This window comes from Streptomyces fodineus, from assembly GCF_001735805.1.
Classification (GTDB): Bacteria; Actinomycetota; Actinomycetes; order Streptomycetales; family Streptomycetaceae; genus Streptomyces; species Streptomyces fodineus.
Genome location: NZ_CP017248.1, coordinates 2,882,502 through 2,907,008, shown reverse-complemented (window position 1 = coordinate 2,907,008; position 24,507 = coordinate 2,882,502). Strand labels below are relative to the sequence as shown.

The window sequence follows — 24,507 nt, the reverse complement described above, 5'->3', positions numbered from 1 at the left end:
TAGAGGATCGCCACGAATCTCCCCTTCACGCTCGGCCACGAGAACGCGGGGTGGGCGGAGCGGTTGGGACCGGGCGTCACCGGGTTCGTGCCCGGAGACCCTGTGATCGTCTACGGCTCCTGGGGCTGCGGGGTATGCGTCAACTGCCGTCAGGGCCGGGAGAACTACTGCCAGGACCTCGCTGGTCAGGGCCCGGGTCTGGGCGGTGGTCACGACGGCGGCATGGCCGAGTACCTGCTCGTCCCGGCCGCGCGCTACCTGATTCCGCTCGGCACCCTCGACCCCCGTCGGGGCCGCCCCGCTCAGCGACGCCGGACTGACCAGCTATCACGCTGTGAAGCGGTCGCTGCACCTGCTTCGACCGGGCTCGACCGCGGTCGTGATCGGCGCCGGCAGTCTGGGTCAGATGACTATCCAGATCCTGCGCGTGCTCAGCGCGGCGACCACCGTCGTCGCCGTGGACACCGACGCAGGCAAGCTGGAGACCGCCAAGCGCATGGGCGCCGACGAGGCTCTGTTCTCGGGCGACGGGGCGATCACCCGCATCAAGGACATGACGGCGCAGCAGGGCGCTCAGCTCGTGCTGGACATGGTCGGCGCAGACCCGACACTGCGGATGGCTGCTCAGGTGGCCAGGATGCTCGGCCACCTGACCATTGTCGGCCTCGGCGGCGGAGCCCTGCCCGTCGACTTCTCCAGCCCGCCGCACGAGTGCTCGGTCGCCTCGCCCTACTGGGGGTCCCTCACCGAACTGATGGAAGTGATCACCCTCGCCCAGCAGGACAAGATCAAGATGCTGGTCGAGCACTTTCCCCTGCAACGCGCCAACGAGGCTTACCAGCTCCTGCACGACGGCAGGATCCAGGGACGCGCCGTCAATCACCCCTCACATGTGAATGCCGTCGTCAACCCGAACCGGACACTTGCGCCACGGCCCCCTGCCCTCCCCGCCGAGCGACATGAGGCTGATCGGGTGACGATGGACATGTAGTGACGTGACCACGCTGCTCACAGAAGGGGGTAGGTGCCATGACATCTTCTTCCGATTCCCCGGGTTCCGTTCCGCCACGTGGCACCGAACCACGAGAGGGCCCTGCGGCCGAAGGCATCGCCGCCCTGGCGAACATGGGCTGGCAGATCCTGCTCACCATGGGCCTCGCCACCATCGCCCTGGGCGTCATCGCCCTGGTCTGGCCGGGCGAGACGCTCCGCGTCGTCGGCGTGCTCTTCGGCGTCTACCTGCTGGCCACCGGTGTCTTCCAACTCGCCGCTTCCTTCGGCACCCACGTCCCCCGGCATCTTCGCGTACTGCACTTCATCACCGGCGCGGCCTCCATCCTGTTGGGACTGCTCTGCCTCCGGGGCCCCCTCGAGTCGGTCTTTCTGCTCGCCCTGTGGATCGGCTTCAGCTGGCTGCTTCGGGGCACCTTGGAGACGGTCGCGGCGGCCTCCGATGAGACCATGCCGGCGCGCGGCTGGCACGTGGCCTTCGGCATCATCGGCACCATGGCCGGCATCGTGATGATCGTCATGCCGTTCGCCTCCATCGCGACACTCACGCTGGTAGTGGGCGTCATGGCCATCGTCGTCGGCCTGACCGAAGTGGTCCGTGCCATCAGGACACGCGTCGAGATCGGCCATCTGGCTGCCGGCACGGCCCCCCAGCGGCGCCCCATGTTCCACGGACGTCCGCACCCCCAGCACTGACCGGAGGAGCCGGATCGACCGGACGCGGCGAGCAGCGACATCGCGCGACCTCCGCGGGCCGTCGGCCGGCGAGCGGTCCTTCACGCTCATCGCAGTGGGTGCGGCCGTGATGGCGACGCCGGCGTCGTGCGGCGCGCCCAACTGGGCGGGGCGATCTCGGGCATCGGCTCATTACAGGTCCGTCCGTTCAAGCTGTGCCCTGCACCGCGAACTCCTCGCTGCCCTTGTGGCGGCCGGATTCCATGAGGCCGTTATTTGGGGGCGTCGGACCGGTCGGCGTTCTCGGGGCTGTTGTCTGTCCGTGTCGGCAGCGCCGGTGGCCGACCGTCGCGGTGGGCCCAGATGTCACCGAGGACGACCTGGATGATGCCGGTGACGGGAATCGCCAGCAGGGCACCGAGGATCCCGGCGACATCGGCGGCGATCAGGGTGGTCAGCAGCACGGTAAGGGGGTTGAGTTTCACCGTCCGAGACAGGATGACCGGTTGCAGGAGGTGGTTTTCGGCCTGCTGATAGACGATGAAGAAGATGATGGCTCCGATGCCGGCCGGCAGGGAGTGGACGAACGCCACTGCGGAGGCGACGACAGCTCCTATGGTGGCTCCCACCAGGGGAATGAGGTCGGTCACGGCGACGAAGAGGGCCAGCAGGCCGGCGAACGGCACGCCGGAAACCAGCAGCACGACGTAGGTCAGAAGCCCGCAGATGACGCTGATCAGCAAGTTCCCTGTCAGATAGCCGTTGACGGTACGGGCGCACGCGGCTCCGACGCGGCGTATGCGGGCCGCGGGCGCCTCGTCCACGAGGGCCAGGGACCGGTCTATGGCCTTGGGGCCCTCCAGCACCATCAGATAGGCCAGCACGAAAATGGTGACAATGCCTGCCGCGGTGCTCGCGGCACCGCGGATGAACTTCAGGGCGGGCGTGCTCAGTCCGGTGGCGAACGCGCGGATCTGTGCCTGATGCTGCTGGACATACTGCAGAGCGTGCGTCCGTTCCAGCAGGTTGCCGACTGGCCCGCGGCCGGCCTGGGCGTCCTTGATCATCGCGGGCAGGCGACCGGCGAACCGGCTTCCCTCCTGGGCCAGGGGGATGACGAACAGGGCGATCACCGCGCCGACGGCCGCGGCCGCGGCCAGGAAGACCAGCAAGGTGGCCACCGACCGTCGGCACCGCGGCACCCGTCGCTGCAGGGCTTCGACCGCCGGATGAAGGGAGACGGCCAGGAACAACGCGATGACCGCCCAGATCAAGACCCGGCGAGCCTGGACCACCAGCTCGAGTAGGACGTAGGTGGCGAGCACCAGACCGATCGTGGCGAGGATGGTTCGCACCGGAACCGGACGCGTCGCCATGGGCATCGGGTGCCCAGCCCGGTCACGGGAAAACGAGAAGACCTCCTCGCCCGGTGGGGCCGTATTTCCCACGCTTTCGCACCTGACAGCCTCTGACACGGGCTGCGGCGGGTCGCCTCCAGCCGCCAGGAAAGCAGACAGAGACAACAAGCCGATGCCTCGGCCGTCCCCGATGGATCGTCCTCGAGGCGGCCATGTCCGGCTATGGCGGTGCCGGCACCAGTCGCTGGGCTGCCGGTAACGTCTGGGCGTTGTCGCCGCGATCGGCTGGCGCTGGAGAAAGCCCCGGTCGGCCTTTCATGCGTACGCCGTGGATGAAAAGCGCACCGCGGTAGGGAGGTCCCCCCGACCTGGCCTGGTCGGCGGTGGCGGGGCGACCCCGTACATCCCGGGTGCGGATGCCCAGGCCGAGCTGCAAGCTGATGCCGTAGGCCGTGACTGTCGAAGGAAGTGCCATGGTGGCGGTGGCCGCAGGTGCAATCGCCGGACCGTCGGCCCGGTGGGGGACGGCGCTGTCAGCAGCGGGCGTGATCGCGGCAGTCCTGCTGTCGCCAGTGATGCGCGCCGCGCCGATGCATGCGGCTTTTGGATACGTGCCGTGACCGAGAACGCGTCCCGGCCGACGACGGGGGCGCGGCGGCCCTGCCTGATCGTGAATCCGCATTCGGGGGGAGGGAAAGCGAGACGGTTCCGGATCGCGGAACGGGCACGTGCGCTCGGAGCTCAGGTTTTCCTGATCGATCATTCCCCGCCTCAGGACCTGGCGACCATCGCCCGACGTGCGGTGGATGACGGTGCGGATCTGCTGGGGGTGGCCGGCGGAGACGGTACGCAGGCGCTTGTCGCCGAGGTGGCCGCGGAGAGCGGCCTGCCCTTCGTGGTCATTCCGGCGGGTACCCGCAACCACTTCGCGATGGATCTCGGTCTGGACCGTGAGGACCCTTCGGCCGCGCTGGAGGCCCTCACGGACGGCGTCGAGCTGCGCGTGGATCTGGGATACGCAGGCGAGCGGGCGTTCGTCAACAACGTGTCGTTCGGTGCTTATGCCGCCCTGGTGCAGGACCCGGCTTATCGGGACGACAAGCTTGGCACGGCGGTGCGCATCCTTCCAGAATTCCTGGCCCGCCACGAGGGCCCGGAGCTGGTGGTTCGCGCCGGGCCGCTCACCGTTGACGGGCCGGATGCCGTGCTGGTGAGCAACAACCCTTACCAAGTGGATGACCCGGTCGGGTTCGGCAGGCGGCCGCACCTCGACTCCGGCCTCCTGGGAGTACTGGCCGCCAGGGCGGAGACGCCCGCCGAGACGGCCACGAGGCTGCGCAGCGGGCAACCGCATGGCCTCACCCGTCTCGCCACGCCCGACGACGTTGTCGTCTACGCCGACGTCCCGGCCCTCCCCGCCGGGCTGGACGGCGAAGCCGTCAGCCTGCCGACTCCCGTGCGGTGCCGCATCGGTCCTCGGACGCTCCGGGTATGGGTTCCCCGACGTGGTCGGGGCGCCGGGCCCGCCGGGCGACCGCCGGGCTGGGCCGCAATCCGGCGGGTGGTCTGAGCCTCGGGCGAGCTGTTCCTGGCCGCCACACCAAACGAGCCGACCACTCGGCGCCCATCCTGGCGACCTCGCGTCTCTGATTGTTCGATCATATATGAGGGTCTTGACATCCACTACATCTGACTATTTCATCAGAATTGGGCATATTCACCCTACGACATATGCCGCATCGTGTGCCGCTCACCGGGACGACGCCGTTCACCACGGCTGCACACAGGGCCGCCGGGCCGAGTGCCGGCGCCTTACTTCCGCACCGATGGGACGGACCCGCGATGACCAACACCGACCACACCCTCCTCGCCGAACCGGTGAGCCCCCGCGAGATGCCCGACGCGGCGATAGCGATGCTCGATGGCGAGGGCACCGTGGTGGGGTGGACGCATGCCGCTCAGCAGCTCGTCGGTTACCCGGCCGGGGAGGTGGTGGGCCGGTCCGCCGCACACGTGCTGCCGCCTCCCGAGGACGCCCGGCGGGCTTCGGCGTTCGCCGAGCAGTGTCGTGCGCGGGGTGGCTGGTCCGGCACCGCGGCGATACGCCACCGCGAGGGCCACACGCTCAGGATGACGCTGCGGGTCTCGTTGCTGCGGGGGCAGGACGCCGGCATCCGTTGGCTGGTGTCCGTGACGGACATAGGTTCCCTGCCCTCGGGGGCAACCAGCAGCGGACCGGTGAGGGAGTCGCTCCTTGCCCGCGCGCCGATCGGCATCGTCGTCTATGACCCGCAGCTGCGCTGTGTGTGGGTGAACGACGCCATGGAGCGTCACGACGGCGTTCCTTGTCACCGGCGCTTCGGGCGCGGTCTGAAAGGCTCGCTGCCCGCCGTCGAGGCCGAAGCGCTCGAGGTGGTGATGCAGCAGGTACTGGAGAGCGGCACCACGACGGTGCACGAGTACCGTGCGTGGCCGCCTGCGGACCGGCCCCGTGAGCACGCGTTCTCGGCCTCGTTCTTCTGTCTCCAGGGCGCTGACGGCACGCCACTGGGCGTGTGCTCCATGACCGTGGACGTCACCGGGAACCGGCGGGCGCGGGAACGCCTCGCCATCCTCAGCGAGGCCGGCACGCACATCGGGAGCACCCTCGACGTGATGAGGACCGGGCAGGAACTGGCAGAGCTCGCGGTGCCCCTGCTGGCCGACCACGCCCTCGTCGATCTGGTGGAGTCGGTTCCGTTCATCGTCGAGCCGTCGGCACGGACCGGCACGACGAGTGGCCGCCCGCAGCCGATGCGCCGCGCCGGTCTGGCCTCCGTCGACCTGGGTGTCCTGGAGTTGCCGTGGGCGCGCGAAGAGGTGGTCCACCCCCACCCGGAGTCTCCGTTCGCCGCGGCCATGCGCACGGGCCGGTCGTACCTGGAGCCAGTGCTGGACACCCATGCCGGCCCCTGGGTCGACCACGATCCGGTACGGGCGCAGCAGGTACGCGACAGCGGCGTCCACTCCTTGATGGTCGTCCCCATCCGTGCGCGGCGCTGCGTGCTGGGACTGGCGCTGTTCGGCCGCTCTCTGGAACAGACGCCGTTCCAGGAGGACGATCTGCTCCTCGCCGAGGAAGTGGTCACCCGGGCCGCGCTGTGTCTGGACAACGCGCTGCAGTACGCGCGCGAGCGCACCGCCGCCCTCACCCTGCAACGCGACCTGCTCCCTCATCGGGTGCAGGGCGGTGCCGCCGTCGAGGTCGCCTCGCGTTATGTGCCGGCCGACACGGACCACGGTGTGGGGGGTGACTGGTTCGACGTGATCGAGCTGTCCGGCGCCCGGGTGGCCCTTGTCGTCGGCGATGTGGTGGGACACGGCATCACTGCCGCGGCGACCATGGGCAGGCTGCGCACCGCCGTGCGAACGCTCGCGGACCTCGACCTGCCCCCCGACGAACTGCTGGCGCACCTCGACGACACGGTCCGGCGACTGAACGACGAGGACGCCGACGTTTCCGACCCGGTGCCCGCGGTGGTAGGTGCCACCTGCCTGTACGCCGTCTACGACCCGGTCACCCTGCGGTGCACGATGGCGCGGGCCGGGCACCCCCCCGCCCCTGATCGTCGACGCGCAGGGCAACGTCACCGTTCCCGACCTACCCGCAGGAGCCCCGCTCGGCCTTGGTCTCGGCCTCGTGCCGTTCGAGTCCGTGGAACTGGAACTACCCGAGGAAAGTGTCCTCGCCTTCTTCACCGACGGTCTGGTGGAGTCCCGCGACGAGGACATCGACGTCGGTCTGCAGCGCCTGGGTGCCGCCCTGGCACAGCCCGGTGCCTGCCTGGAGGACCTGTGCTCGCGGGCGATGGAGACCCTGCCGACCCAGGCAGCGGCCGACGACGTCACCTTGCTCCTTGCGCGGACCCGCGCACTGCAACCCGCCCAGGTCGCCTCCTGGGACCTGCCGAACGAACTCGTCACCGTCCCGACAGCCCGGCACCTGGCCGCCCGTCAGCTCAGGGAATGGGGTCTGGAGCCGCTTGTGACGCCCGTGGAGTCGATCGTCAGTGAACTGGTCACCAACGCGATCCGCCACGGAGACGGCCCGAGCCGCCTACGGCTCATCCAGCACCGGGCGCTGACGTGTGAAGTCTCCGACACCAGCACCGGCCAGCCACGCCCACGTCATCCCCGCACGCTCGACGAGCACGGCCGCGGCCTCTACCTGGTGGCTCGGCTGTCGCGCAGGTGGGGTTCCCGCTCCGCAGCGGACGGCAAGGTCGTCTGGGCCGAACAGGACCTGCCCTCCACAGCCGGCGCCCTCTGACGCGTCGGTGGCCGACAGCCGCCACAGGATCCCCCCTCCCGGAGCCGCGGGCTCTCGCAAAGGAAGCCAGAGACATGGACACATCGAGTAGTGAAAACGCCGACTCGGCAGGCGCCTCCCCAGGAGCGACGGGCGTCTCCGGCGCCGGCTCCGGCGGCAGGCCCTATGCCTTCGACGGTCTGGCCGCCGCTGTGCTCGACGATCGAGGCGCGGTCGTGGGGTGGACCGGGACAGCACAGGACCTGACCGGGTTCTGCGCCGACGAGGTCCACGGCCGCCCCCTGCGGGAACTGGTGGCCGACCTCCCGCGCGGCCTGCGCAGGGCCACGCAATTGCCGGCGACCGGCCGGGTACGACTGCGGCACCGGTGCGGCAACACGGTCGACGTCACCTTCCGGACCACGCGGGTGAGCGGCTCGACGGACGTCCTCGTGCTCGCGGCCCCCACCCTTCACGCCGCCGACCATCAACACGGCGCAGCGCTCCTGCGCGCACTGTCCGCACAGAACCGGCTCACGATCGCTCTGCACGACACGGACCTCACCACGGTGCAGACGAACGCCATGCCGGACACGCTCGACGGCCGTCCCGTACAGCCGGGCACCCGGCTGCACGACGTGCTGTGCGCCGAGGACGCCGAGAGCATCGAGGCGGTACTGCGCCAGGTCCTTGAGACGGGCGTCCCGGTGCTCGGCAGGAAGCAGCACGTGAGCTGGCGGGACCATGCGATGCGGCGGCACGCGCTGTCGCTGTCCGCCTTCCGTCTGGAGGACGCACGAGGACGCCCCGCGGGGGTCGCGACTTTGTACATAGACGACGCGGACCAACTGCGTGCCCGCCGACAACTGGATCTCGCCCGCGAGGTTGCCGAGCGTGTGGGAGGCTCCCTCGATGTCGTGCGGACCGCGCATGACCTCGCGGGCGTACTCGTACCCGCCTTCGGGGATCTGGCCGCAGTCGACCTCGCGCAGGCCGTCTTCGACGGTGACGAACCCCCCGAGCGGCTGGGCGGAGGAGATCTGCATCTGCGCGTGGCGGCTCTGGTGCCGGCCACTGCGGCGTGGCCGACCGGCATCAAGCGCGGCAACCTCGTCCCACCCCTGTCCGACCACCCGCTCCTGCGCCGCTTCCAGCATGGCGAGACGGTCGTCTACGGCCCGGACGACTTCGTCGCGCTGATCGGCGGCCGGCAGCCGGCCGAGCAGCTCCTCCCGCACGACGCCCATACGGTGATGGCGGCACCGCTGTACGCCCGCGGCCTCACCCTCGGCGCGATCGTGGTCTGGCGCACCGGCCCGTCCGAACCGTTCGCCGAGGACGAGGTGGACCTGATGAGGCAGATCGCCTCACGCGGGGCGCTCGCCATGGACAACGCCCGCCGCTACACCCGCGAGCACAGAGCGGCCATGGCCCTGCAGCAGAGCCTGCTTCCGCCGACCACGACCGACACCCCGGCAGCTGAGACAGCCGGCGTCTACCTGCCAACAGGTCGTGGAGCGGGCACCAGAGGCGACTGGTACGACGCCATCAGCCTGCCCTCTCTCCGGCTGGCCCTCGTCGCCGGAGACGTGATCGGCCATGGCATCCCCGCAAGCGCCACCATGGGCCGTCTGCGCGCCGCCATCCAGACACTCGCCGACCTCGAACTGGAGCCGGACGAATTGCTCACCCGGATCGCGGACCTGGTCCAGCGCCTGGCAGCGGAAGCATCACCGGGCAGCCACGACGTCGTGGGCGCCACCTGCCTCTACGCGGTCTACGACCCTGTCACCCGACGCTGCGCCATGGCCAGTGCCGGGCACCCACCGCCCGTGCTCGTCCGGCCCGACGGAACCGCCGAAGCAGTCGACATTCTCCCGGGGCCACCCCTCGCCGTCTGCGGCATGCCGTACGAGACCACCACGATCGACCTCGAGCCGGGCAGTGTCCTCGCGCTCTACACCGACGGCCTGGTCCACCGGCGCGCGCACGACATCGACGACGGGCTCCGGCGGCTGACCGATGCCCTCGCCACGTCCTGCCGCCCGGACCGCGCTCTGGACGAGACCGGCAGATCCCTCCTCGAGGATCTGGTGGACGAAGCACCGCGTGACGACGCGACCCTGCTGCTGGCACGCACCCGCGCCGTACACGCGCAGGACACCGCTCACTGGCGGATACCGGCCGATCCCGCTGCCGTTTCCGAGGCCCGGGCATGGGCGGCCCGCCAACTCACCGCATGGGGGCTGGACGACCTCCTCTTCCCCACCGAACTCATCGTCAGCGAACTGGTCACCAACGCGATCCGCCACGGCCGTCCGCCGGCGGAGCTGCGACTGATCCGCAATCACGTTCTGGTCTGTGAGGTCACCGACTCCAACAGCGCCCAACCCCGTCTGCGCCGCGCTCGCACCACCGACGAGGGCGGACGCGGCCTGTTCCTCGTCGCCCAACTCGCCGAGCGCTGGGGCTGCCGCCATGGCCAGAGCCACAAGACCATCTGGTCCGAACAGCCCATCGCGTGCGCTCACTGATGACGCCCTGTGGCCATCACACGCGGGCCGAGCAGCTCGCTCAGCGACTCCGGCAGGCGCCGCCGGAACCATCCCCTGTACTGCGCGAGGTTCTCGGTGCCCGACCCGGAGAGGTCTTCGTGCGCGCGTCGCCTTCCCGTTCACCGAACAGCGCATCGGCGGCGGACTCCCATTCCCGGACCAGGTCGACCGTCTCCGGCGCTCGCAGCCACTGAATCTGCAGGCCGTCCATCATCGCCACGATGTGCCGGGCGAGCGATTCGGGATGGTCGCTGATGTCCCTGGCCAAGGACGTGAAGGCGGCTATCGCTTGGTCTTGCCGCTTCACGAAGTAGGCGTGCGCGGGATGGCTTGGTGTCAGCGACTCGGCTTCAAGCACCGTGAAGAGCCGGACGAACTCCGGTTGTTCAGAGTTGCGTTGCATGGTCGCGGAGCACAACTGCCGCAGACCGACTCCGTGGGGGCCGCCGGCGGACCACTCGTCCGGGACCTCCTCCTCACCGACGCCGAGGTGCGCGCGCAGTGATCGTGCATCCTCGACATCTCGGTGTTCCAGCACGGCGACGAGCAAGCCGGTTTTGGAGCCGACATGACGCAGCACACCCGGAACGGTGAGCCCGCACCGATCGGCCACGTCCTGCATCGACAGTCCCCAGAAACCGCGATCTGCGATAAGTACGGAGGTTACGTCGATGATCTGGCGCCGCCGCTCGGCGGCCGGCAGTCGTGGCCGGTCGCGCCGGTACGAGGGCGCCCCCTCAGCCATGTTCACCACCCGCTTCCACTCCCGGCCCGAAGGTCCGCCAGTGGCTACCAGGGCGAATTGGTTAGTAGCTACTAGCTGGTGACGGACTGAGACGGCACCCTAGCCCCGCCCGGATGCATCGGCAAGGGGTGCGTCCACATCGCACGAGGGGTGGTGCGACGACCATGACGTTCCATCAGAACCGGTGTAGGTCCTGTGAGTTCAAGGATGCCGAGGCCGGACGCGCCGCAGTGCGAGGACGAGGCGACGCGCGTGCACCACCAAAGAAGACGTCGGCGTTGACTTCACAAAGTGAACAGATGCAGACCGCTTGACAGTCAATCAGCCTCGCTGGCTTCATGTGTCGCGGCGGCAATGAGCTGGGCGAGCTCGCATGCCGCCTGCCGGCCCCGCCTCACGGCGGCGCCGATCCGCCGTTTTGGCGCAATCCCCCTCTCATTTCATTTCCGGAAGGTCCCGGCGGCGGTGCTCCGCATTATGGGAGCGCTCCCAAATCGACGCTCCCACTTTCCGGGTCCATCCCTCACGGTCCGGGCGCCGCACAAGCGCTCCGGCCATCGAAAGGATTCCCATGCCCAGATCGAGCCCGAAGCCGAGCAAGGGAGTTGGGGCGGTCGCGACAGTCGTGGCTGCGCTGTTCCTGGTTGCCCTCTCCCTGTCCGGCGCCTCGCCGGCGTCCGCGAACACGACCCTCTGCGGCAAGACCGACAGCATGAAGGTCTCGGGCGGCAAGTACGTCGTCCAGAACAACGAGTGGGGTGACTCGGTCCCGCAGTGCATCGACGTGTCGGACGACGGCTTCAAGGTCACCACCGGCTGGCACGACGTGGGCACCAGCGGCGCGCCGGCGGCGTATCCGTCGATCTACGCCGGCTGCCACTACGGCAACTGCTCCAGCGGCAACGGTCTGCCGCTACAGGTGTCGGCCTTCGGCAACCCGCAGTCCAGCGTCGACTTCACGACCGCCGACGGCCAGTGGGACGCCGCGTACGACATCTGGTTCGACACCGGCTCCAACCCCTCGGGCCAGAACAACGGCGAGGAGATGATGATCTGGGCCAACCACTCCGGCTCGCCCACGCCGTTCGGCACCAAGGTCGGCACGGTGTGGATCGAGGGCGCCGACTGGGACGTCTGGTACGGCCGCCAAGGCAGCGGCATCGCCTGGAACACCGTCTCCTACGTCCGCCGGCAGCCCACCGACGCGATCACGGTGAACATCAAGGACTTCACCGACGACTCGATCGGCCGCGGTTACCTGTCGTCGGCGTGGTACATGACCAGCGTGCAGTTCGGCTTCGAGCCCTGGGTCGGTGGCCCCGGCCTGGCCGTGAACTCCTTCTCCTACGATTCCAACGGCTCCGGCGGTGGCGGAGGAGGAGGCGGCGGCACGTCCGGCACGATCGCCGGTCAGCAGAGCGGCCGCTGCCTGGACCTGAAGGACTGGGGCACGGCCGACGGCACCCCCGTCCAGCTGTGGGACTGCGGAACCGGCTGGAACCAGAAGTGGACGCGGACCGACGGCACCCTCGTCAACCCGCAGACCGGCAAGTGCCTCGATGTGGCCGCCGGTTCCACGGCCAACGGCGCCAGAGTGCGGCTCTGGTCGTGCAACGGCACCGGCGCCCAGCAGTGGCAGTTCAACGCCAACGGCACCGTCACCAACCCCCGGTCCGGGAAATGCCTGGACGCCGACGGCTCCGGCAATGGCGCGCCGCTGCAGATATGGGACTGCTACGGCGGCGGCACACAGCCCAACCAGGTCTGGACACAGAAGTAGCGCTATACGGCGGGCCGCGGCCGGCGTCGCGTGCACGGTCTCTTGTGCTATGCGTCCAGTGGACGCATAGTGGCCATGCCATGCTCGCCGGTCGCGCCCAAGGAGCCCCCGTTGTCCCTTGCCGATTTCCAGAACGAGATCTACCTGGCCGGCCTTGGCGGGGTCGTCCCGGAGCTTCCGGCCGATCTGCACCGGCTGGAGGAAGTGGCGCGGACGCGGCTGACCCCGCAGGCCCACGGCTATGTCGCGGGTGCGGCGGGGGCCGAGCGGACGGCTCGGGACAACCTCGCTGCGTTCGATCAGTGGAAGATCGTGCCCCGGATGCTCCGCGACGTCGCGGAGCGCGATCTGTCGGTCACGGTCCTCGGGACGCAGATGCCCGCCCCGGTCATCCTCGGCCCGGTCGGTGTGCTGCGGATCCTCCACCCGGACGGCGAACTCGCCGTGGCCCGGGCGGCCAAGGCGCTCGGCGTCACGATGACGCTCTCCACGGCCGCCTCGACCGCCATGGAGGAGGTCGCGGCCGAGGCCGGGCCGCGCTGGTTCCAGTTGTACTGGCCGAAGGACCGCGAGCTGGCCGCCAGTTTCGTCCACCGCGCCAAGGAGTCGGGGTACACCGCCCTGGTCGTCACCCTCGACACCTTCGCCATGGCGTGGCGGCCGCGCGACCTCGACCAGGCCTACCTGCCGTTCCTCCAGGGGATCGGCGTGCAGAACTACTGGAGCGACCCGGTCTTCCACAAGGCGATCGGCGGGCCGGTCACCGAGGACAACCGTGACCGGGCCCTGCTGCACTGGGCGGCCAACTTCGGTGATGCCAGCCTGACTTGGGGCGACCTGGCGTGGCTGCGGGAGGAGTGGGACGGTCCCATCGTGCTCAAGGGCATCCAGCACCTCGACGACGCCCGCCGTGCCGTGGACGCGGGCATGGACGGGATCGTGGTCTCCAACCACGGCGGCCGTCAGGTGGACGGGGCGATCCCCTCACTGCAGGCGCTGCCCGCGATTGCCGCCGAGGTCGGCTCCCGGATCACCGTACTGTTCGACTCGGGGATCCGCTCGGGCGCCGACGTCGCCAAGGCCCTGGCCCTCGGCGCCGAGGCGGTCATGATCGGCCGTCCCTACGCCTTCGGGCTCGGCCTGGCCGGCGAGGACGGCGTACGGCATGTGCTGCGCTGCCTGATGGCCGAGCTCGACCTCACCCTCGCCCTGGCCGGCCGGTCCACGCTCGCCGACGTCGGCCGGGACCTGCTCAGCCCATGACCAGGGCGGGATCGGCGCCATGGTGGCGCGCCCGGTACGCGGCGCGGGAGCGGCAGCGCCCGCGCACGGGCGGGCTCGAGCTGCGGCGGATCACCCAGGCGGCACTTCGGATCGTGGACGCCGAAGGGCTCTCCGCGCTCACCATGCGCAGGGTGGCCGAGGAGATGGGCGTACGGCACACCTCGTTGTACCGGCATGTGGCCAGCAGGGATGAGCTGCTGGTGGAACTCGTCGACCATGTGCTGGGCGAGGGAGCGCCGCCACAGACCGGCCGGGGGTGGCGGGCCGATCTGGAGGAAGGCGCGTGGGAGTTCAGACGGGTGCTGCTCGCGCATCCCGCGATCGTGCCGCTGCTGACGATGGGGCAGCTGCTGGGACCCAACGCCCTGCGGGCCCGGGAGACCGCGCTCGGTGTGCTGATCCGGGCCGGCTGGGAACCGGCACAGGCCGTCCAGATCTATCTGACCGTCGCGCACTTCGTCATCGGCACCGCGCTGCTGGGCGCCGGCGGTGCGGCGCGCAGCGCCGAGGAGCGGACCGCGATGACGGAACTGTTCGCCGGGTTGCCGCAGTACCCGGTGGTCCGGGAACTCGCCGAACCGCTCAACCTTCCCGACGGCGACCAGGAGTTCGCCTTCGGCCTGAACGCCCTCCTCAACGGAATCGGAGACCCCGGATGAACCGTGCCGACTGGATCGCCGGCGGCGCCATGGTCGAGCTGAACGGGCATCGCCTGTTCGTCCGCCAGGACGGTGCGGGCAGCCCCGTGACGCTGGTGCACGGCTTCCCCACCTCCTCCCACGACTGGGCGATGACCGTGCCGTACCTGGTCGCGGCCGGATGCGAGGTGACCACCCTCGATCTGCTCGGGTTCGGCCAGAGCGACAAGCCGCGCCGGCACCGCTACTCCATCCATGAGCAGGCCGACCTGGTCGAGGCGGTGTGGAGGCATCTGGGGACCGGCGAGACCGCACTCGTCGCTCACGACTACGGCGTCTCCGTCGCCCAGGAGCTGATGGCACGTGACCCCGGCCGCCTCACCCGCACCGCCCTGCTGAACGGCGGCCTCTACGCCGACCTGCACCGCCCGATCCCGGTGCAGCGCCTCCTGCACGGTCGCATGGGCCCCCTTCTGGCCCGTCTCACCGACGAGAAGAGGTTCACCGCGAGCCTGCGCAGCGTCCTGGCCCAACCCGTCCCGGACGAACTGCTGCACGACATGTGGGTGTCCTTGGCCCGCGAGAGGGGCCATCACCTGGCGCCGCGTCTGCTCCGTTACATCGACGACCGCCGCGTCCACTTCCACCGCTGGACCGGCGCCCTCGAACAGTACGAGGGCCCGCTCCTGTTCGTCTGGGGCCCCGAGGACCCCGTCAGCGGAGCCCACGTCCTGTCCCGCCTCCGCCGGCGCCGCCCCGGTGCCGCTTTCACCGTGCTGGCCGGCGTCGGTCACTATCCGCAGGTCGAGGCGCCCGAGGAGACGGCCGGGGCGCTGGCCGGTTTCCTCGCGGGTGGCTAGGAGCCAGGGCGCGGGTCTTCGAGGTACCCCTGCCCGTGCACGGCGCGGCCCGTGCGGTCATGGGCCGGCGCCGCGCATCCGGGCGACCGACGCGGCGTCGAGGTTCGCCGAACAGGACCTCGATGTCAGGCCTCCGCCAGGGGAGTCGTGCGCCCCCCGAACGCCTCCAGAATCCGTTCCGCGGCCAGTGTCGCCGTCAACCGGCCCTCCCTCACCTGGCGTTCGAGGTCCGGGGCGGTCTCGCGTACGGCCGGGTCGGCGTGCAGGCGGCCCAGCAGCTCGTCGCGGACCATCGACCAGGTCCAGCCGACCTGCTGATCGCGCCGCTTGGCGGTCAGCCGGCCCGTGGAGTCGAGCAGCGTACGGTGTTGTTCCAGGCGGTCCCACACCACATCGAGGCCGGCCGAGTCGCGGGCACTGCAGTGCAGCACCGGCGGGGTCCAGAACGCCTCCTTGCCGTGCATCAGGCGCAGCGCGCCCGCCAGTTCGCGGGCGGCGGCCTTCGCGTCGCGCTCGTGCGGGCCGTCCGCCTTGTTGACGGCGATCACGTCGGCCAGTTCCAGGACGCCCTTCTTGATGCCCTGCAGCTGGTCGCCGGTCCGGGCCAGGGTCAGCAGCAGGAAGGAGTCGACCATGTCGGCCACTGCCGTCTCCGACTGGCCGACGCCTACGGTCTCGACCAGGATCACGTCGTAGCCCGCCGCCTCCATGACCACCATGGACTCCCGGGTGGCCTTCGCGACCCCGCCCAGCGTGCCCGCGCTGGGGGAGGGGCGGACGAAGGCGTTCGGATCGACCGCCAGGCGCTCCATCCGTGTCTTGTCGCCCAGGATGGAGCCGCCGGTGCGGGTCGAGGAGGGGTCCACGGCGAGGACGGCGACCCGGTGGCCCAGCGAGGTCAGCAGCGTGCCGAACGCGTCGATGAATGTCGACTTGCCGACACCCGGCACCCCGCTGACGCCGATCCGCCGCGCCCGGCCGCTGTGCGGGAGCAGCTGGGTCAGCAACTCCTGCGCCAGCGACCGGTGCGCAGGGCGAGTGGATTCCACGAGCGTGATCGCGCGGGCCACGATCGCTCGCTTTCCGTCCAGCACGCCCTTCACATACGTGTCGAGATCGATCGATGCCACCCCGAGAGCCCCCGCTACAGCTCGTGGCCCAGGTCGGCCGCCAGCCGCTGCACCAGGTCGTACGCCGCGTCCGGGATCACCGTCCCGGGCCCGAACACGTCCGCGGCGCCCATCTCCAGCAGCGTCGGCACGTCCTGCGGCGGGATCACCCCGCCCACCACGATCATGATGTCCTCGCGGCCCTCCTCGGCGAGCTTCTCGCGCAGCGCCGGGACGAGGGTCAGGTGCCCCGCGGCCAGCGAGGACACGCCGACCACATGGACATCCGCCTCGACCGCCTGGCGGGCGACCTCCTCCGGGGTCTGGAACAGCGGGCCGACGTCGACGTCGAAGCCGAGGTCGGCGAAGCCGGTGGCGATCACCTTCTGGCCGCGGTCGTGGCCGTCCTGGCCCATCTTGGCGACCAGGATGCGCGGGCGGCGCCCCTCGGCCTCCTCGAAGGCGTCCACCAGGGCACGGGTGCGGTCCACGTTCGGGGACTGGCCTGCTTCGTTGCGGTACACGCCGGAAATCGTACGGATCTGGCTCGCGTGCCGGCCGTACACCTTCTCCAGGGCGTCGGAGATCTCGCCGACGGTGGCCTTGGCGCGGGCCGCGTGCACGGCCAGCTCCAGCAGGTTCTCCTTGCCGTCGGCCGCCCGGGTGAGCGCGTCGAGCGCGTCCCGGCAGGCCTGCTCGTCCCGCTCCGCGCGCAGCCGCCGCAGCTTGTCGATCTGCTGGGCGCGTACGGCGGAGTTGTCGACCTTGAGGACCTCGATCGCCTCGTCGTTCTCCACGCGGTACTTGTTCACGCCGATCACCGGCTGCCGCCCCGAGTCGATCCGCGCCTGCGTGCGGGCCGCGGCCTCCTCCACGCGCAGCTTGGGGATGCCGGCGTCGATGGCCTGCGCCATGCCGCCCGCCTGCTCGACCTCCTGGATGTGCGCCCAGGCCTTGCGCGCGAGGTCGTACGTCAGCTTCTCCACGTACGCGCTGCCGCCCCACGGGTCGATGACCCGGGTGGTGCCCGACTCCTGCTGGATGAGCAGCTGGGTGTTGCGGGCGATGCGCGCCGAGAAGTCGGTCGGCAGCGCGAGCGCCTCGTCGAGGGCGTTGGTGTGCAGCGACTGGGTGTGGCCCTGGGTCGCGGCCATCGCCTCCACGGCCGTACGCGTGACGTTGTTGAAGACGTCCTGCGCGGTCAGCGACCAGCCCGAGGTCTGCGAATGGGTGCGCAGGGAGAGGGACTTGGTGTTCTTCGGCTCGAACTGGCTGACCAGCTTGGCCCACAGCAGGCGCGCCGCCCGCAACTTGGCGACCTCCATGAAGAAGTTCATGCCGATCGCCCAGAAGAAGGACAGGCGCGGTGCGAACGCGTCCACGTCCAGGCCCGCTTCCCGGCCCGCCCGGATGTACTCGACGCCGTCCGCGAGGGTGTACGCCAGCTCCAGGTCGGCCGTCGCGCCCGCCTCCTGGATGTGGTACCCGGAGATGGAGATCGAGTTGTAGCGGGGCATCCGCTGCGAGGTGTACGCGAAGATGTCGGAGATGATCCGCATCGACGGCTTCGGTGGATAGATGTAGGTGTTGCGGACCATGAACTCCTTCAGAATGTCGTTCTGAATGGTTCCGGCCAGCTTCTCGGGCGGTACGCCCTGTTCCTCCGCAGCCACGATGTACAGCGCCAGCACCGGCAGCACGGCGCCGTTCATCGTCATCGACACGGTCATCCTGTCGAGGGGGATCCCGTCGAACAGCTGCCGCATGTCGTAGATCGAGTCGATGGCCACGCCGGCCATGCCGACGTCGCCGGTCACGCGCGGGTGGTCGCTGTCGTACCCCCGGTGCGTGGGCAGGTCGAAGGCGACCGACAGGCCCTTCTGGCCGGCCGCCAGGTTGCGCCGGTAGAAGGCGTTGGACTCCTCGGCGGTGGAGAAGCCCGCGTACTGGCGGATCGTCCAGGGCTGGTTGACGTACATCGTCGGGTACGGGCCGCGCAGATACGGCGCGATGCCCGGGTAGGTGCCCAGGAAGTCCAGGCCCTCCAGGTCACGGCCGGTGTACAGCGGCTTGACCCCGATGCCCTCCGGGGTCTCCCACAGCGGCCCTTCGCTCCCGGTCGCCCGCTTGACGGCCGCACGCCACTGATCGGCACTGCCGTCGGCGGCCGGTGTCCCCAGCTCGATGCCGGAGAAGTCGGGGATTCCCATCAGGACACTCCCATGCGGTCGAGGGTCGCGGACAGGACGTCGATGGCGTCGCAGCCCGCGAAGACGTACGAGTCGATGCCGGCGTACTCGCCCCGGCCCGCGAGGACCACATGGCGGGCGCCCGCCGCGCGCAGGGACTCGGCGGTCTGCTCGGCCTGTTCGGCGTACAGGGCGTCGCTGGAGCACAGCACGGCCTCGGTGGCGCCGCTGTCCGCGAAGGTCCCCTCGGTCACCGGCTCGATGCCGCCGGCCTGGAAGAGGTTCGCCGCGAAGGTGGCGCGCGCGGTGTACGCGGCGGCCGGGCCCAGCGTCGCGAGGAAGATCCGGGGACGGGCGCCGGTCGCCGCGAGATGGGCGTCGGAGCGGGCGCGCAGCTCCTCGTACGCCTCGTCCCGGCGCACCCGGGGCAGACCGCCGGACGGCGGCTCGGGCGCGGGCTCGCGCTCCACCGGCTTCTCGGCGAGCAGCGGGAACTCGCTGACGCCGGTGATGGGTTCGCGTCGCTTGGCGAGCTTCTTGGAACGCTCCGCCCAGGTCGTCGCGAGGTCGGTGCGCAGCCGGCCGGAGCGCAGCACGGCCGCCTGGCCGCCGTCGCGCTCGATGGTCCGGAAGAACTCCCAGGCGGCCTGGGCGAGTTCGTCGGTGAGCCGCTCGACGTACCAGGAGCCGCCCGCCGGGTCGATGACCCGGGCCAGGTGCGACTCCTCGATGAGGATCGTGGAGGTGTTGCGGGCGATCCGGCGCGCGAACGCGTCGGGCAGGCCGAGTGCGTGGTCGAACGGCAGGACGGTCACCGAGTCGGCGCCGCCGACCCCGGCGGCGAGCGTGGCGACGGTCGTGCGGAGCATGTTCACCCACGGGTCGCGGCGGGCCATCATCACCGGCGAGGTCACCGCGTGCTGCACCTGCGCACCGGGAGCCCCGCAGACCTCGGCGATCCGGGCCCACAGCCGGCGCGCGGCGCGCAGCTTGGCGATGGTGAGGAACTGGTCGGCGGTGGCCGCGTAGCGGAACTCCAGCTGCCCGGCGGCCTGTTCGACGCTCAGCCCCGCCTCGGTGAGCTCCCGCAGATACGCCACACCGGTGGCGAGCGAGGCGCCCAGCTCCTGCGCGGCCGAGCCGCCCGCCTCGTGGTAGGGCAGCGCGTCCACGGTCAGGGCGCGCAGACCCGGGTACTGCTCGGCGCAGCGCGCGGCCAGGGCGGCGTACGGCGAGAAGTCCAGCGCCGTGCCGGTACGGGCCTCGTACCCCAGCGGGTCGCCGCCCAGATTGCCGCGTACGGCCTGCGCGTCGACACCCCGGTCCGCGTACAGCCCCAGCAGTGCCTCGGCCGCCCGCTCGGTGTCCCGGCCCGCGTCCAGGACGACCGGCGCCAGGTCGAGGTACACACCCTCCAGCGCCGGGCCCAGTTCGGCGAGGGGCATGCCGCCCTCGCCCAGCACCAGCCACAGCGAGGTGCCGCCGTTCTCCAGGTCGGCCAGGACGGCGCTGTCCGTGCGGGCGGTGTGCCGCTGCCGTACGTCCCACCCGCCCACGGTGTTGCCCTCGGGGCGGCCGCCGCGCAGATACGGGGCGAAGCCCGGCAGGCCGGGGTCGGGCGCGTCGTCGCGCGCGGTGTAGAGGGGGCGCGTGCGCAGCCCGTCCTCCAGCGTCGTGGACAGAGCGTCCTCAGCTGCCTCGCCCGAGACTTCCTTGCCCGACTTGCGCAGCACACCCTCGACCAGGCGTTGCCACTGCTCGTGTGTCGCGTCAGGGAACTCGGCGGCCAGTGGGAGCCCGTCGTCAGGCAGGACCGTCATGGGTCGGATGGTAGGGCAGGCGGCTCGGGCCGGTCAGGGCAATCGCCTGTGAGCTTTCTCCACTTGTGCTTGTGACCTGCGCCGCTCAGCCGCCGGAGGGCTCGCCCTCAGGATCCGGCAGATCGGGGACCAGCGCGCACATGGCGGCCCGCTGATCGGGGCCCATGGAGTCGGCGAGGGCCTGTCGCACGGTTCCGGCGAGCAGGGTGGAGGTCTCGCTCAGCAGCTCGCGCGCCTTGTCGGTGAGGGCGACCTGGACCCCGCGCTTGTCGCCGCACACGGACGTACGGGCGATCAGGCCGGCGTGCTGGAGGCAGGCGATCTGGTAGGTGAGCCGGGTCTTGGGGCGGCCGAGGAGATCGGCGACCTGGGTCATGCGCAGTCCGGTGCGGGGCTGCTCCGCCAGCAGGCACAGGATCAGGAACTCGTCGTGGGAGACGCCGAGGGTCTCCTTCACCACCGACCGCATCCGCTGCTCCACGGCGCCTGTCGCGGCCAGCAGGATCATCCACGCGCGCAGCTCGTCGGGCAGCAGTCCGCTTCCCGCGGCGGGGCAGGTGAACGGGGCGGCGGGGTGCGCGTCGGAGGCGGGCATGGGTCGAGTCTACCTGTTGTCCAATTTTGGACGAGAGGAGCCAAGAGGCTTGTTCAAGTTTGGACGAGCGGGTTGTTCAAATTTGGATGAGGCGCTAGCGTGACGGTAGTCATCCAAATTTGAACCACTTGATTCGGGAGTACGACCATGACCGTCGCCGTGCAGACAGGCACCTGGCAGCTCGACCCGGCCGCGTCCACCGTGGGGCTGCGGCACAAGACCATGTGGGGCCTGGTCACCGTGAAGGGCACCTTCACCGCCGTCAGCGGCCGGGGCGAGGTGCGGCCCGACGGCTCGGCCGCCGGCACGGTGACCCTGGACGCCGCCTCCCTGGACACGAAGAGCGCCAAGCGGGACACCCACCTGCGCTCGGCCGACTTCTTCGACGCCGACCACCACCCGGAGATCACCCTCGCCGTCCGCGGCGCCGACCGCCTCGACGGCGACGGCGTACGGGTCACCGGTCAGCTGACCGTGCGGGGCATCAGCCGGCCCCTGACCTTCACCGCGCGCCTGACCGACGCGAACGCCGAGGGGCTCACCCTGGACGCGGAGTTCACCGTCGACCGCGAACAGTTCGGCATGGGCTGGAACCAGCTCGGCATGATGCGCGGCCTCACCACGGTGACGGCCGGGCTGCGCTTCATCCGCGCGGCCTCCTGACGTCAGCCCGCGGGGCCGAGCGACGTCAGCCCGCGGGGCCGAGCGACGTCAGCCCGCGGGGCCGAGCTCGGCCCGCTTCACATCCCGCGTGGACAGCGTCTGCGGGGTCGCCGTGAACGCGCGCAGCCGCAGCCGGGTGCTGTGCTTCGCCGGCACCGTGAACTTGCCGAACGGGGCCCGGAGTTCGACGGTCGCCGTGGTGTGGGCGGGAATCGTGGCCGGTCCGCGCACCTGCGTCCAGTACCGGCTCATGCCCTGGCCCGTGGTGATCATGTAGTGCGGGGTGAGCGCGTCGTCGCCGGTGTTGGTCACCTTCACGGTCACCGCGGAGACCGTGTGCGCGGCCGGGTGCCGGACCGCCGTGATGTCCATCCGCAGCGGCGGCCCGCCCGTCACGGCGAGGGTCGCGCTCACCAGGGCCGGCGCCACCAGCAGCACCACGGCCGCGACCAGGGCGGGCCGGCGACGCGTGCCGGTCAGCCACCGGGGCCGCGGCTGCCACGCGCGCGAGACGTCCGAAAGCGGCACGGTGATCGCCGCCGCCAGCCACAGCGGCGTCATCATCAGGTAGTAGCCGTCCTGGGAACGGGTCGCCAGATAGAAGGCGCACCAGGGCAGCACGGTCGCGGCCGGACCCAGCCGCCGGACGAACAGCACGAACAGGGCCAGCAGGGCCGCGGCGAGCAGCATGCTCGCGTGGCCGTACCAGTCGAGCCGGTCGCTGCCGTGGGTGAAGTACAGCGAGATGCTCACCAGGCCCTGGCCGTGCAGCACCGCGCCCTGCGTCAGCGGCAGCGCGATGCCGCCCAGCCACGGTCCCGGCTCGGTCACGATGAAGTACGCGTTGATCAGCAGCCAGGTGAGGGCCGCGATCCCGAGGATCCGCAGCACCACCCGCGCGGCCTCCCGCCCGCCGAGTTCGCCGCGGCGCACGGCATAGATCCCGGCCAGCAGGAACGGCGTGACGAACCAGGGGAGTTGCTGTGCCGCGCACGCGGCGCCGATGCACGCGGCCCGCGCGATCCCGGCCGGGCCCAGCCGGCCCCCGGCACCGAACCGCGGCCAGCGCACCACCACCGGCACGAGCAGAACCAGGCCGACGATCGCCGGGTAGCCCTGACGGGCGTACATCGGCAGGAAACTGAAGCCCAGGCAGACCATCGTGGCCGCGGAACGCCAGGGCGTCGGCAGCAGGCGCCACATGACGACCGTGCCCACGATCAGTACGACCGTCACCGCCGCCGTCGCCGGTGCGCCGTTGTGGCCGAGCCACAGGAAGGGCGCGGTGATCAGCGGGGTCAGCGGGGGATAGCCGTACGTGAAGTCGTAACCGCCGGTCGTCGTCGCCGTCAGGGCGACGCCCCTGAGGTGGAAGAGCCACGGCCACGGATGGTCGTAGAGCTGGTGCCCGTTGACCATCTCCTTGGCGGCCTGGGTGGTGAGGACCGCCTCGTCGCCGCCGGCGTGGTTCAGCGCCCAGGCGCACAGGGTGAGGGTGATCGCCGTCACCAGGACCACGAGGTCCAGGCGGGCCAGCGAACGCGCCCGGCGGACCGTCAGGGCGAGCACGCCGGTCACCAGGATCGAGGCGTAACAGACCGAGATGGCCGCCGCGAGCGCCAGTCGGTGCGTGGCCGCCTGTGCCCACACCGAGCGCGTGCCGATGAACAGGCTCACGTCGGCGAGCAACGTCAGTACCCGATGCCACTGGGCGGGGGACTCGTGGACCGCCGCGCGGGGGACCGGTACGGCGGACACCGCCGACTGCGACCGCCGGCCGGCTGTCACCTGCTGTGTTTCTGCCAAGTGCACGGGAGTGGACGCTAGCGGGGGTGGATGGCCGGCAAGTGGCCCGGCGTGAAGAGAACGGTATGAGGGAGGTAAGAACCGGACGTAATCGTACATGTGCCGCAGGTCGCCCCCGGTGGTGTGACACCGGATCGGTGGCGCAGTGTGTCGTTGTTGGGCCGAACGGGTGACTTGGCGTAAGAATTGGCTGGTGCAGGCATGGAGTGCGAGTCAGGTCGGGGGGAGCCGGTGAGCCGTTACGACGTCACCGATGAACAGTGGGAGGGGCTCGCCCAGGTCGTGCCGCTACGGGGCCGGGACGCCTGGCCGTCAGCGGTGAACCACCGGTCCCTGCCCGACGCCGAGACCGAGACCCGGCGCCGGTTCGTGGTGCTGCGGGTCAATGTCTTCGCGGACGCCCGGGAAGTCGCCGAGACCCTGATGGCCGGCGCGCCGGTGCTCCTCGACCTGACCAGCGCGGAGACCGAAGTCGCCAAGCGCGTCCTCGACTTCAGCACGGGCGTGGTCTTCGGCCTGGGCAGCGGAATGCACCGCGTCGACCGCAATGTGTTCCTCCTCACCCCACCCGGCACGGAGGTCAGCGGGCTGATGGAGGGCGTGGGGGTGTCGGGGGGCTGAGCGGGACCCGGCGGCGGCTGAGCCCGGTGTCCACGGGGCGCGTGCGAGTCGCGGGCGTTCCTGGCCGGGTGCTGCGGTGCCGGTCGGCGGGCCTCGGCCGGCGGCTGAGTCCGGGGTCTTCGGGGTGCGTGCGGGACGTGGGGCTGCCTGGTCGGGCGGTCGGTGCCGTGCCTTCGGGGGAGGCCGTGGTGTCGGCCGGTGCGTTTCCGTGGTGGCGGCGGCCGTGCGGTGGTGTGCACGCGGGCGGCGGTGTGTCCGGGTGGCCCCGGTCGCCGTCGCCCGCTGTCACTTGACCGAGTGCCTCCGGTCCCGACTGCGACCATCCGTCTGCCCGTTTGCCGGTCTGCGCGTCTGCCGGTCTGCCGTCCGTCGGCCTGCGGGTCTGCCCGTCCGTCGGTCCGTCCGTCCCGAGTCGCTGCCGGACGGCACCGTTGGGGCGGTGCTGGACCGCGGCGACGGCGTCGGTCCGTCCGTCTGTCGGTCTGCCCGTCCGTCCTCCGCCCGGCCGTC

General features: G+C 70.7%; 18 protein-coding genes and 2 pseudogenes. 13 read left to right on the top strand and 7 right to left on the bottom strand.

Features of this window, described 5'->3' with window-relative positions:
• Positions 1-6: 6 nt before the first annotated feature.
• The 3 genes and pseudogenes from BFF78_RS50120 to BFF78_RS11690 all read left to right on the top strand — a co-directional run.
• Positions 7-255: pseudogene (locus BFF78_RS50120) on the top strand (alcohol dehydrogenase catalytic domain-containing protein); the annotation flags it as partial.
• Between the two features lie 79 nt (positions 256-334).
• Positions 335-991: a zinc-binding dehydrogenase gene (locus BFF78_RS11695; protein ID WP_069778268.1), complete on the top strand. Its 657-nt coding sequence runs from the start codon at positions 335-337 to the stop codon at positions 989-991.
• 38 nt (positions 992-1,029) lie between these two features.
• Positions 1,030-1,707: an HdeD family acid-resistance protein gene (locus tag BFF78_RS11690; protein ID WP_069778267.1), complete on the top strand. Its 678-nt coding sequence runs from the start codon at positions 1,030-1,032 to the stop codon at positions 1,705-1,707.
• 251 nt (positions 1,708-1,958) lie between these two features.
• Here the strand turns inward: BFF78_RS11690 and BFF78_RS11685 are convergent, their stop codons facing one another.
• Complete coding sequence (locus tag BFF78_RS11685) at positions 1,959-3,062, bottom strand: AI-2E family transporter (protein WP_069783529.1); 1,104 nt, start codon at positions 3,060-3,062, stop codon at positions 1,959-1,961.
• Between the two features lie 598 nt (positions 3,063-3,660).
• On the opposite strand from BFF78_RS11685, the gene BFF78_RS11680 reads away from it, so the two are divergent.
• The 4 genes and pseudogenes from BFF78_RS11680 (at position 3,661) to BFF78_RS11670 (ending at position 9,866) form a co-directional block, all read left to right on the top strand.
• On the top strand, positions 3,661-4,614 hold the full coding sequence (locus BFF78_RS11680; protein ID WP_335755322.1) for a diacylglycerol/lipid kinase family protein: 954 nt from the start codon (positions 3,661-3,663) through the stop codon (positions 4,612-4,614).
• Positions 4,615-4,775: 161 nt separating this feature from the next.
• Positions 4,776-6,891 (top strand): annotated as a pseudogene (locus BFF78_RS11675) (SpoIIE family protein phosphatase); the annotation flags it as partial.
• Complete coding sequence (locus BFF78_RS50510; protein WP_472573262.1) at positions 6,892-7,353, top strand: ATP-binding protein; 462 nt, start codon at positions 6,892-6,894, stop codon at positions 7,351-7,353.
• Between the two features lie 74 nt (positions 7,354-7,427).
• Positions 7,428-9,866 carry an ATP-binding SpoIIE family protein phosphatase gene (locus BFF78_RS11670; protein WP_079161269.1) on the top strand — a complete coding sequence of 813 codons (2,439 nt, stop codon included), beginning with the start codon at positions 7,428-7,430 and terminating at the stop codon, positions 9,864-9,866.
• Between the two features lie 40 nt (positions 9,867-9,906).
• On the opposite strand, the gene BFF78_RS11665 is transcribed toward BFF78_RS11670, so the two are convergent.
• Positions 9,907-10,632 carry a TetR/AcrR family transcriptional regulator gene (locus BFF78_RS11665; RefSeq protein WP_079161802.1) on the bottom strand — a complete coding sequence of 242 codons (726 nt, stop codon included), beginning with the start codon at positions 10,630-10,632 and terminating at the stop codon, positions 9,907-9,909.
• 571 nt (positions 10,633-11,203) lie between these two features.
• Between BFF78_RS11665 and BFF78_RS11660 the strand changes: the two genes are divergently transcribed.
• The 4 genes from BFF78_RS11660 to BFF78_RS11645 all read left to right on the top strand — a co-directional run bounded on the left by BFF78_RS11660 (position 11,204) and on the right by BFF78_RS11645 (position 15,194).
• Positions 11,204-12,412, top strand: a complete 1,209-nt coding sequence (locus tag BFF78_RS11660) for a GH12 family glycosyl hydrolase domain-containing protein (protein WP_069778265.1) — start codon at positions 11,204-11,206, stop codon at positions 12,410-12,412.
• A 75-nt stretch (positions 12,413-12,487) separates the two neighbouring features.
• The gene (locus BFF78_RS11655; protein WP_069778264.1) at positions 12,488-13,675 is read left to right on the top strand and encodes a lactate 2-monooxygenase; all 1,188 of its coding nucleotides are present in this window, start codon (positions 12,488-12,490) and stop codon (positions 13,673-13,675) included.
• Entirely contained in the window at positions 13,672-14,355 is a 684-nt protein-coding gene (locus tag BFF78_RS11650; protein ID WP_069778263.1) for a TetR/AcrR family transcriptional regulator C-terminal domain-containing protein, read from the top strand. Before BFF78_RS11655 ends, BFF78_RS11650 begins: the two co-directional genes overlap by 4 nt.
• The gene (locus BFF78_RS11645) at positions 14,352-15,194 is read left to right on the top strand and encodes an alpha/beta fold hydrolase (RefSeq protein ID WP_069778262.1); all 843 of its coding nucleotides are present in this window, start codon (positions 14,352-14,354) and stop codon (positions 15,192-15,194) included. Before BFF78_RS11650 ends, BFF78_RS11645 begins: the two co-directional genes overlap by 4 nt.
• Before the next feature lie 125 nt (positions 15,195-15,319).
• Here BFF78_RS11645 and meaB read toward each other — a convergent pair whose 3' ends face one another.
• The 4 genes from meaB to BFF78_RS11625 all read right to left on the bottom strand — a co-directional run bounded on the left by meaB (position 15,320) and on the right by BFF78_RS11625 (position 20,907).
• A complete protein-coding gene (gene meaB / locus BFF78_RS11640; protein WP_069778261.1) occupies positions 15,320-16,324 on the bottom strand; it encodes a methylmalonyl Co-A mutase-associated GTPase MeaB in 1,005 nt (334 codons plus the stop codon).
• A 14-nt stretch (positions 16,325-16,338) separates the two neighbouring features.
• Positions 16,339-18,513 (bottom strand): methylmalonyl-CoA mutase, encoded by a 2,175-nt coding sequence (scpA, locus tag BFF78_RS11635; protein ID WP_069778260.1) that lies wholly within the window; start codon positions 18,511-18,513, stop codon positions 16,339-16,341.
• The gene (locus BFF78_RS11630) at positions 18,513-20,312 is read right to left on the bottom strand and encodes a methylmalonyl-CoA mutase family protein (protein WP_069778259.1); all 1,800 of its coding nucleotides are present in this window, start codon (positions 20,310-20,312) and stop codon (positions 18,513-18,515) included. The genes scpA and BFF78_RS11630 overlap by 1 nt, the downstream gene beginning before the upstream one ends.
• 85 nt (positions 20,313-20,397) lie before the next feature.
• On the bottom strand, positions 20,398-20,907 hold the full coding sequence (locus BFF78_RS11625; RefSeq protein WP_069778258.1) for a MarR family winged helix-turn-helix transcriptional regulator: 510 nt from the start codon (positions 20,905-20,907) through the stop codon (positions 20,398-20,400).
• Positions 20,908-21,054: 147 nt separating this feature from the next.
• Between BFF78_RS11625 and BFF78_RS11620 the strand changes: the two genes are divergently transcribed.
• Entirely contained in the window at positions 21,055-21,570 is a 516-nt protein-coding gene (locus tag BFF78_RS11620) for a YceI family protein (protein ID WP_069778257.1), read from the top strand.
• Between the two features lie 48 nt (positions 21,571-21,618).
• Here the strand turns inward: BFF78_RS11620 and BFF78_RS11615 are convergent, their stop codons facing one another.
• Positions 21,619-23,382, bottom strand: coding sequence for a hypothetical protein (locus BFF78_RS11615; RefSeq protein WP_418346651.1), 1,764 nt, complete (start codon positions 23,380-23,382; stop codon positions 21,619-21,621).
• Between the two features lie 195 nt (positions 23,383-23,577).
• On the opposite strand from BFF78_RS11615, the gene BFF78_RS11610 reads away from it, so the two are divergent.
• Entirely contained in the window at positions 23,578-23,997 is a 420-nt protein-coding gene (locus BFF78_RS11610) for a cell division protein SepF (protein ID WP_069778255.1), read from the top strand.
• The last annotated feature ends 510 nt before the right edge of the window (positions 23,998-24,507 follow it).

Bases quoted from the DNA above. Each gene is read 5' to 3' on its own strand.
- BFF78_RS11690 (WP_069778267.1), top strand. From the start codon at position 1,030: ATGACATCTTCTTCCGATTCCCCGGGTTCCGTTCCGCCACGTGGCACC.
- BFF78_RS11685 (WP_069783529.1), bottom strand. From the start codon at position 3,062: ATGGCGACGCGTCCGGTTCCGGTGCGAACCATCCTCGCCACGATCGGT.
- BFF78_RS50510 (WP_472573262.1), top strand. From the start codon at position 6,892: ATGGAGACCCTGCCGACCCAGGCAGCGGCCGACGACGTCACCTTGCTC.
- BFF78_RS11670 (WP_079161269.1), top strand. From the start codon at position 7,428: ATGGACACATCGAGTAGTGAAAACGCCGACTCGGCAGGCGCCTCCCCA.
- BFF78_RS11665 (WP_079161802.1), bottom strand. From the start codon at position 10,632: ATGGCTGAGGGGGCGCCCTCGTACCGGCGCGACCGGCCACGACTGCCG.
- BFF78_RS11660 (WP_069778265.1), top strand. From the start codon at position 11,204: ATGCCCAGATCGAGCCCGAAGCCGAGCAAGGGAGTTGGGGCGGTCGCG.
- BFF78_RS11655 (WP_069778264.1), top strand. From the start codon at position 12,488: ATGCCATGCTCGCCGGTCGCGCCCAAGGAGCCCCCGTTGTCCCTTGCC.
- BFF78_RS11650 (WP_069778263.1), top strand. From the start codon at position 13,672: ATGACCAGGGCGGGATCGGCGCCATGGTGGCGCGCCCGGTACGCGGCG.
- BFF78_RS11645 (WP_069778262.1), top strand. From the start codon at position 14,352: ATGAACCGTGCCGACTGGATCGCCGGCGGCGCCATGGTCGAGCTGAAC.
- scpA (WP_069778260.1), bottom strand. From the start codon at position 18,513: ATGGGAATCCCCGACTTCTCCGGCATCGAGCTGGGGACACCGGCCGCC.
- BFF78_RS11630 (WP_069778259.1), bottom strand. From the start codon at position 20,312: ATGACGGTCCTGCCTGACGACGGGCTCCCACTGGCCGCCGAGTTCCCT.
- BFF78_RS11625 (WP_069778258.1), bottom strand. From the start codon at position 20,907: ATGCCCGCCTCCGACGCGCACCCCGCCGCCCCGTTCACCTGCCCCGCC.
- BFF78_RS11620 (WP_069778257.1), top strand. From the start codon at position 21,055: ATGACCGTCGCCGTGCAGACAGGCACCTGGCAGCTCGACCCGGCCGCG.
- BFF78_RS11610 (WP_069778255.1), top strand. From the start codon at position 23,578: ATGGAGTGCGAGTCAGGTCGGGGGGAGCCGGTGAGCCGTTACGACGTC.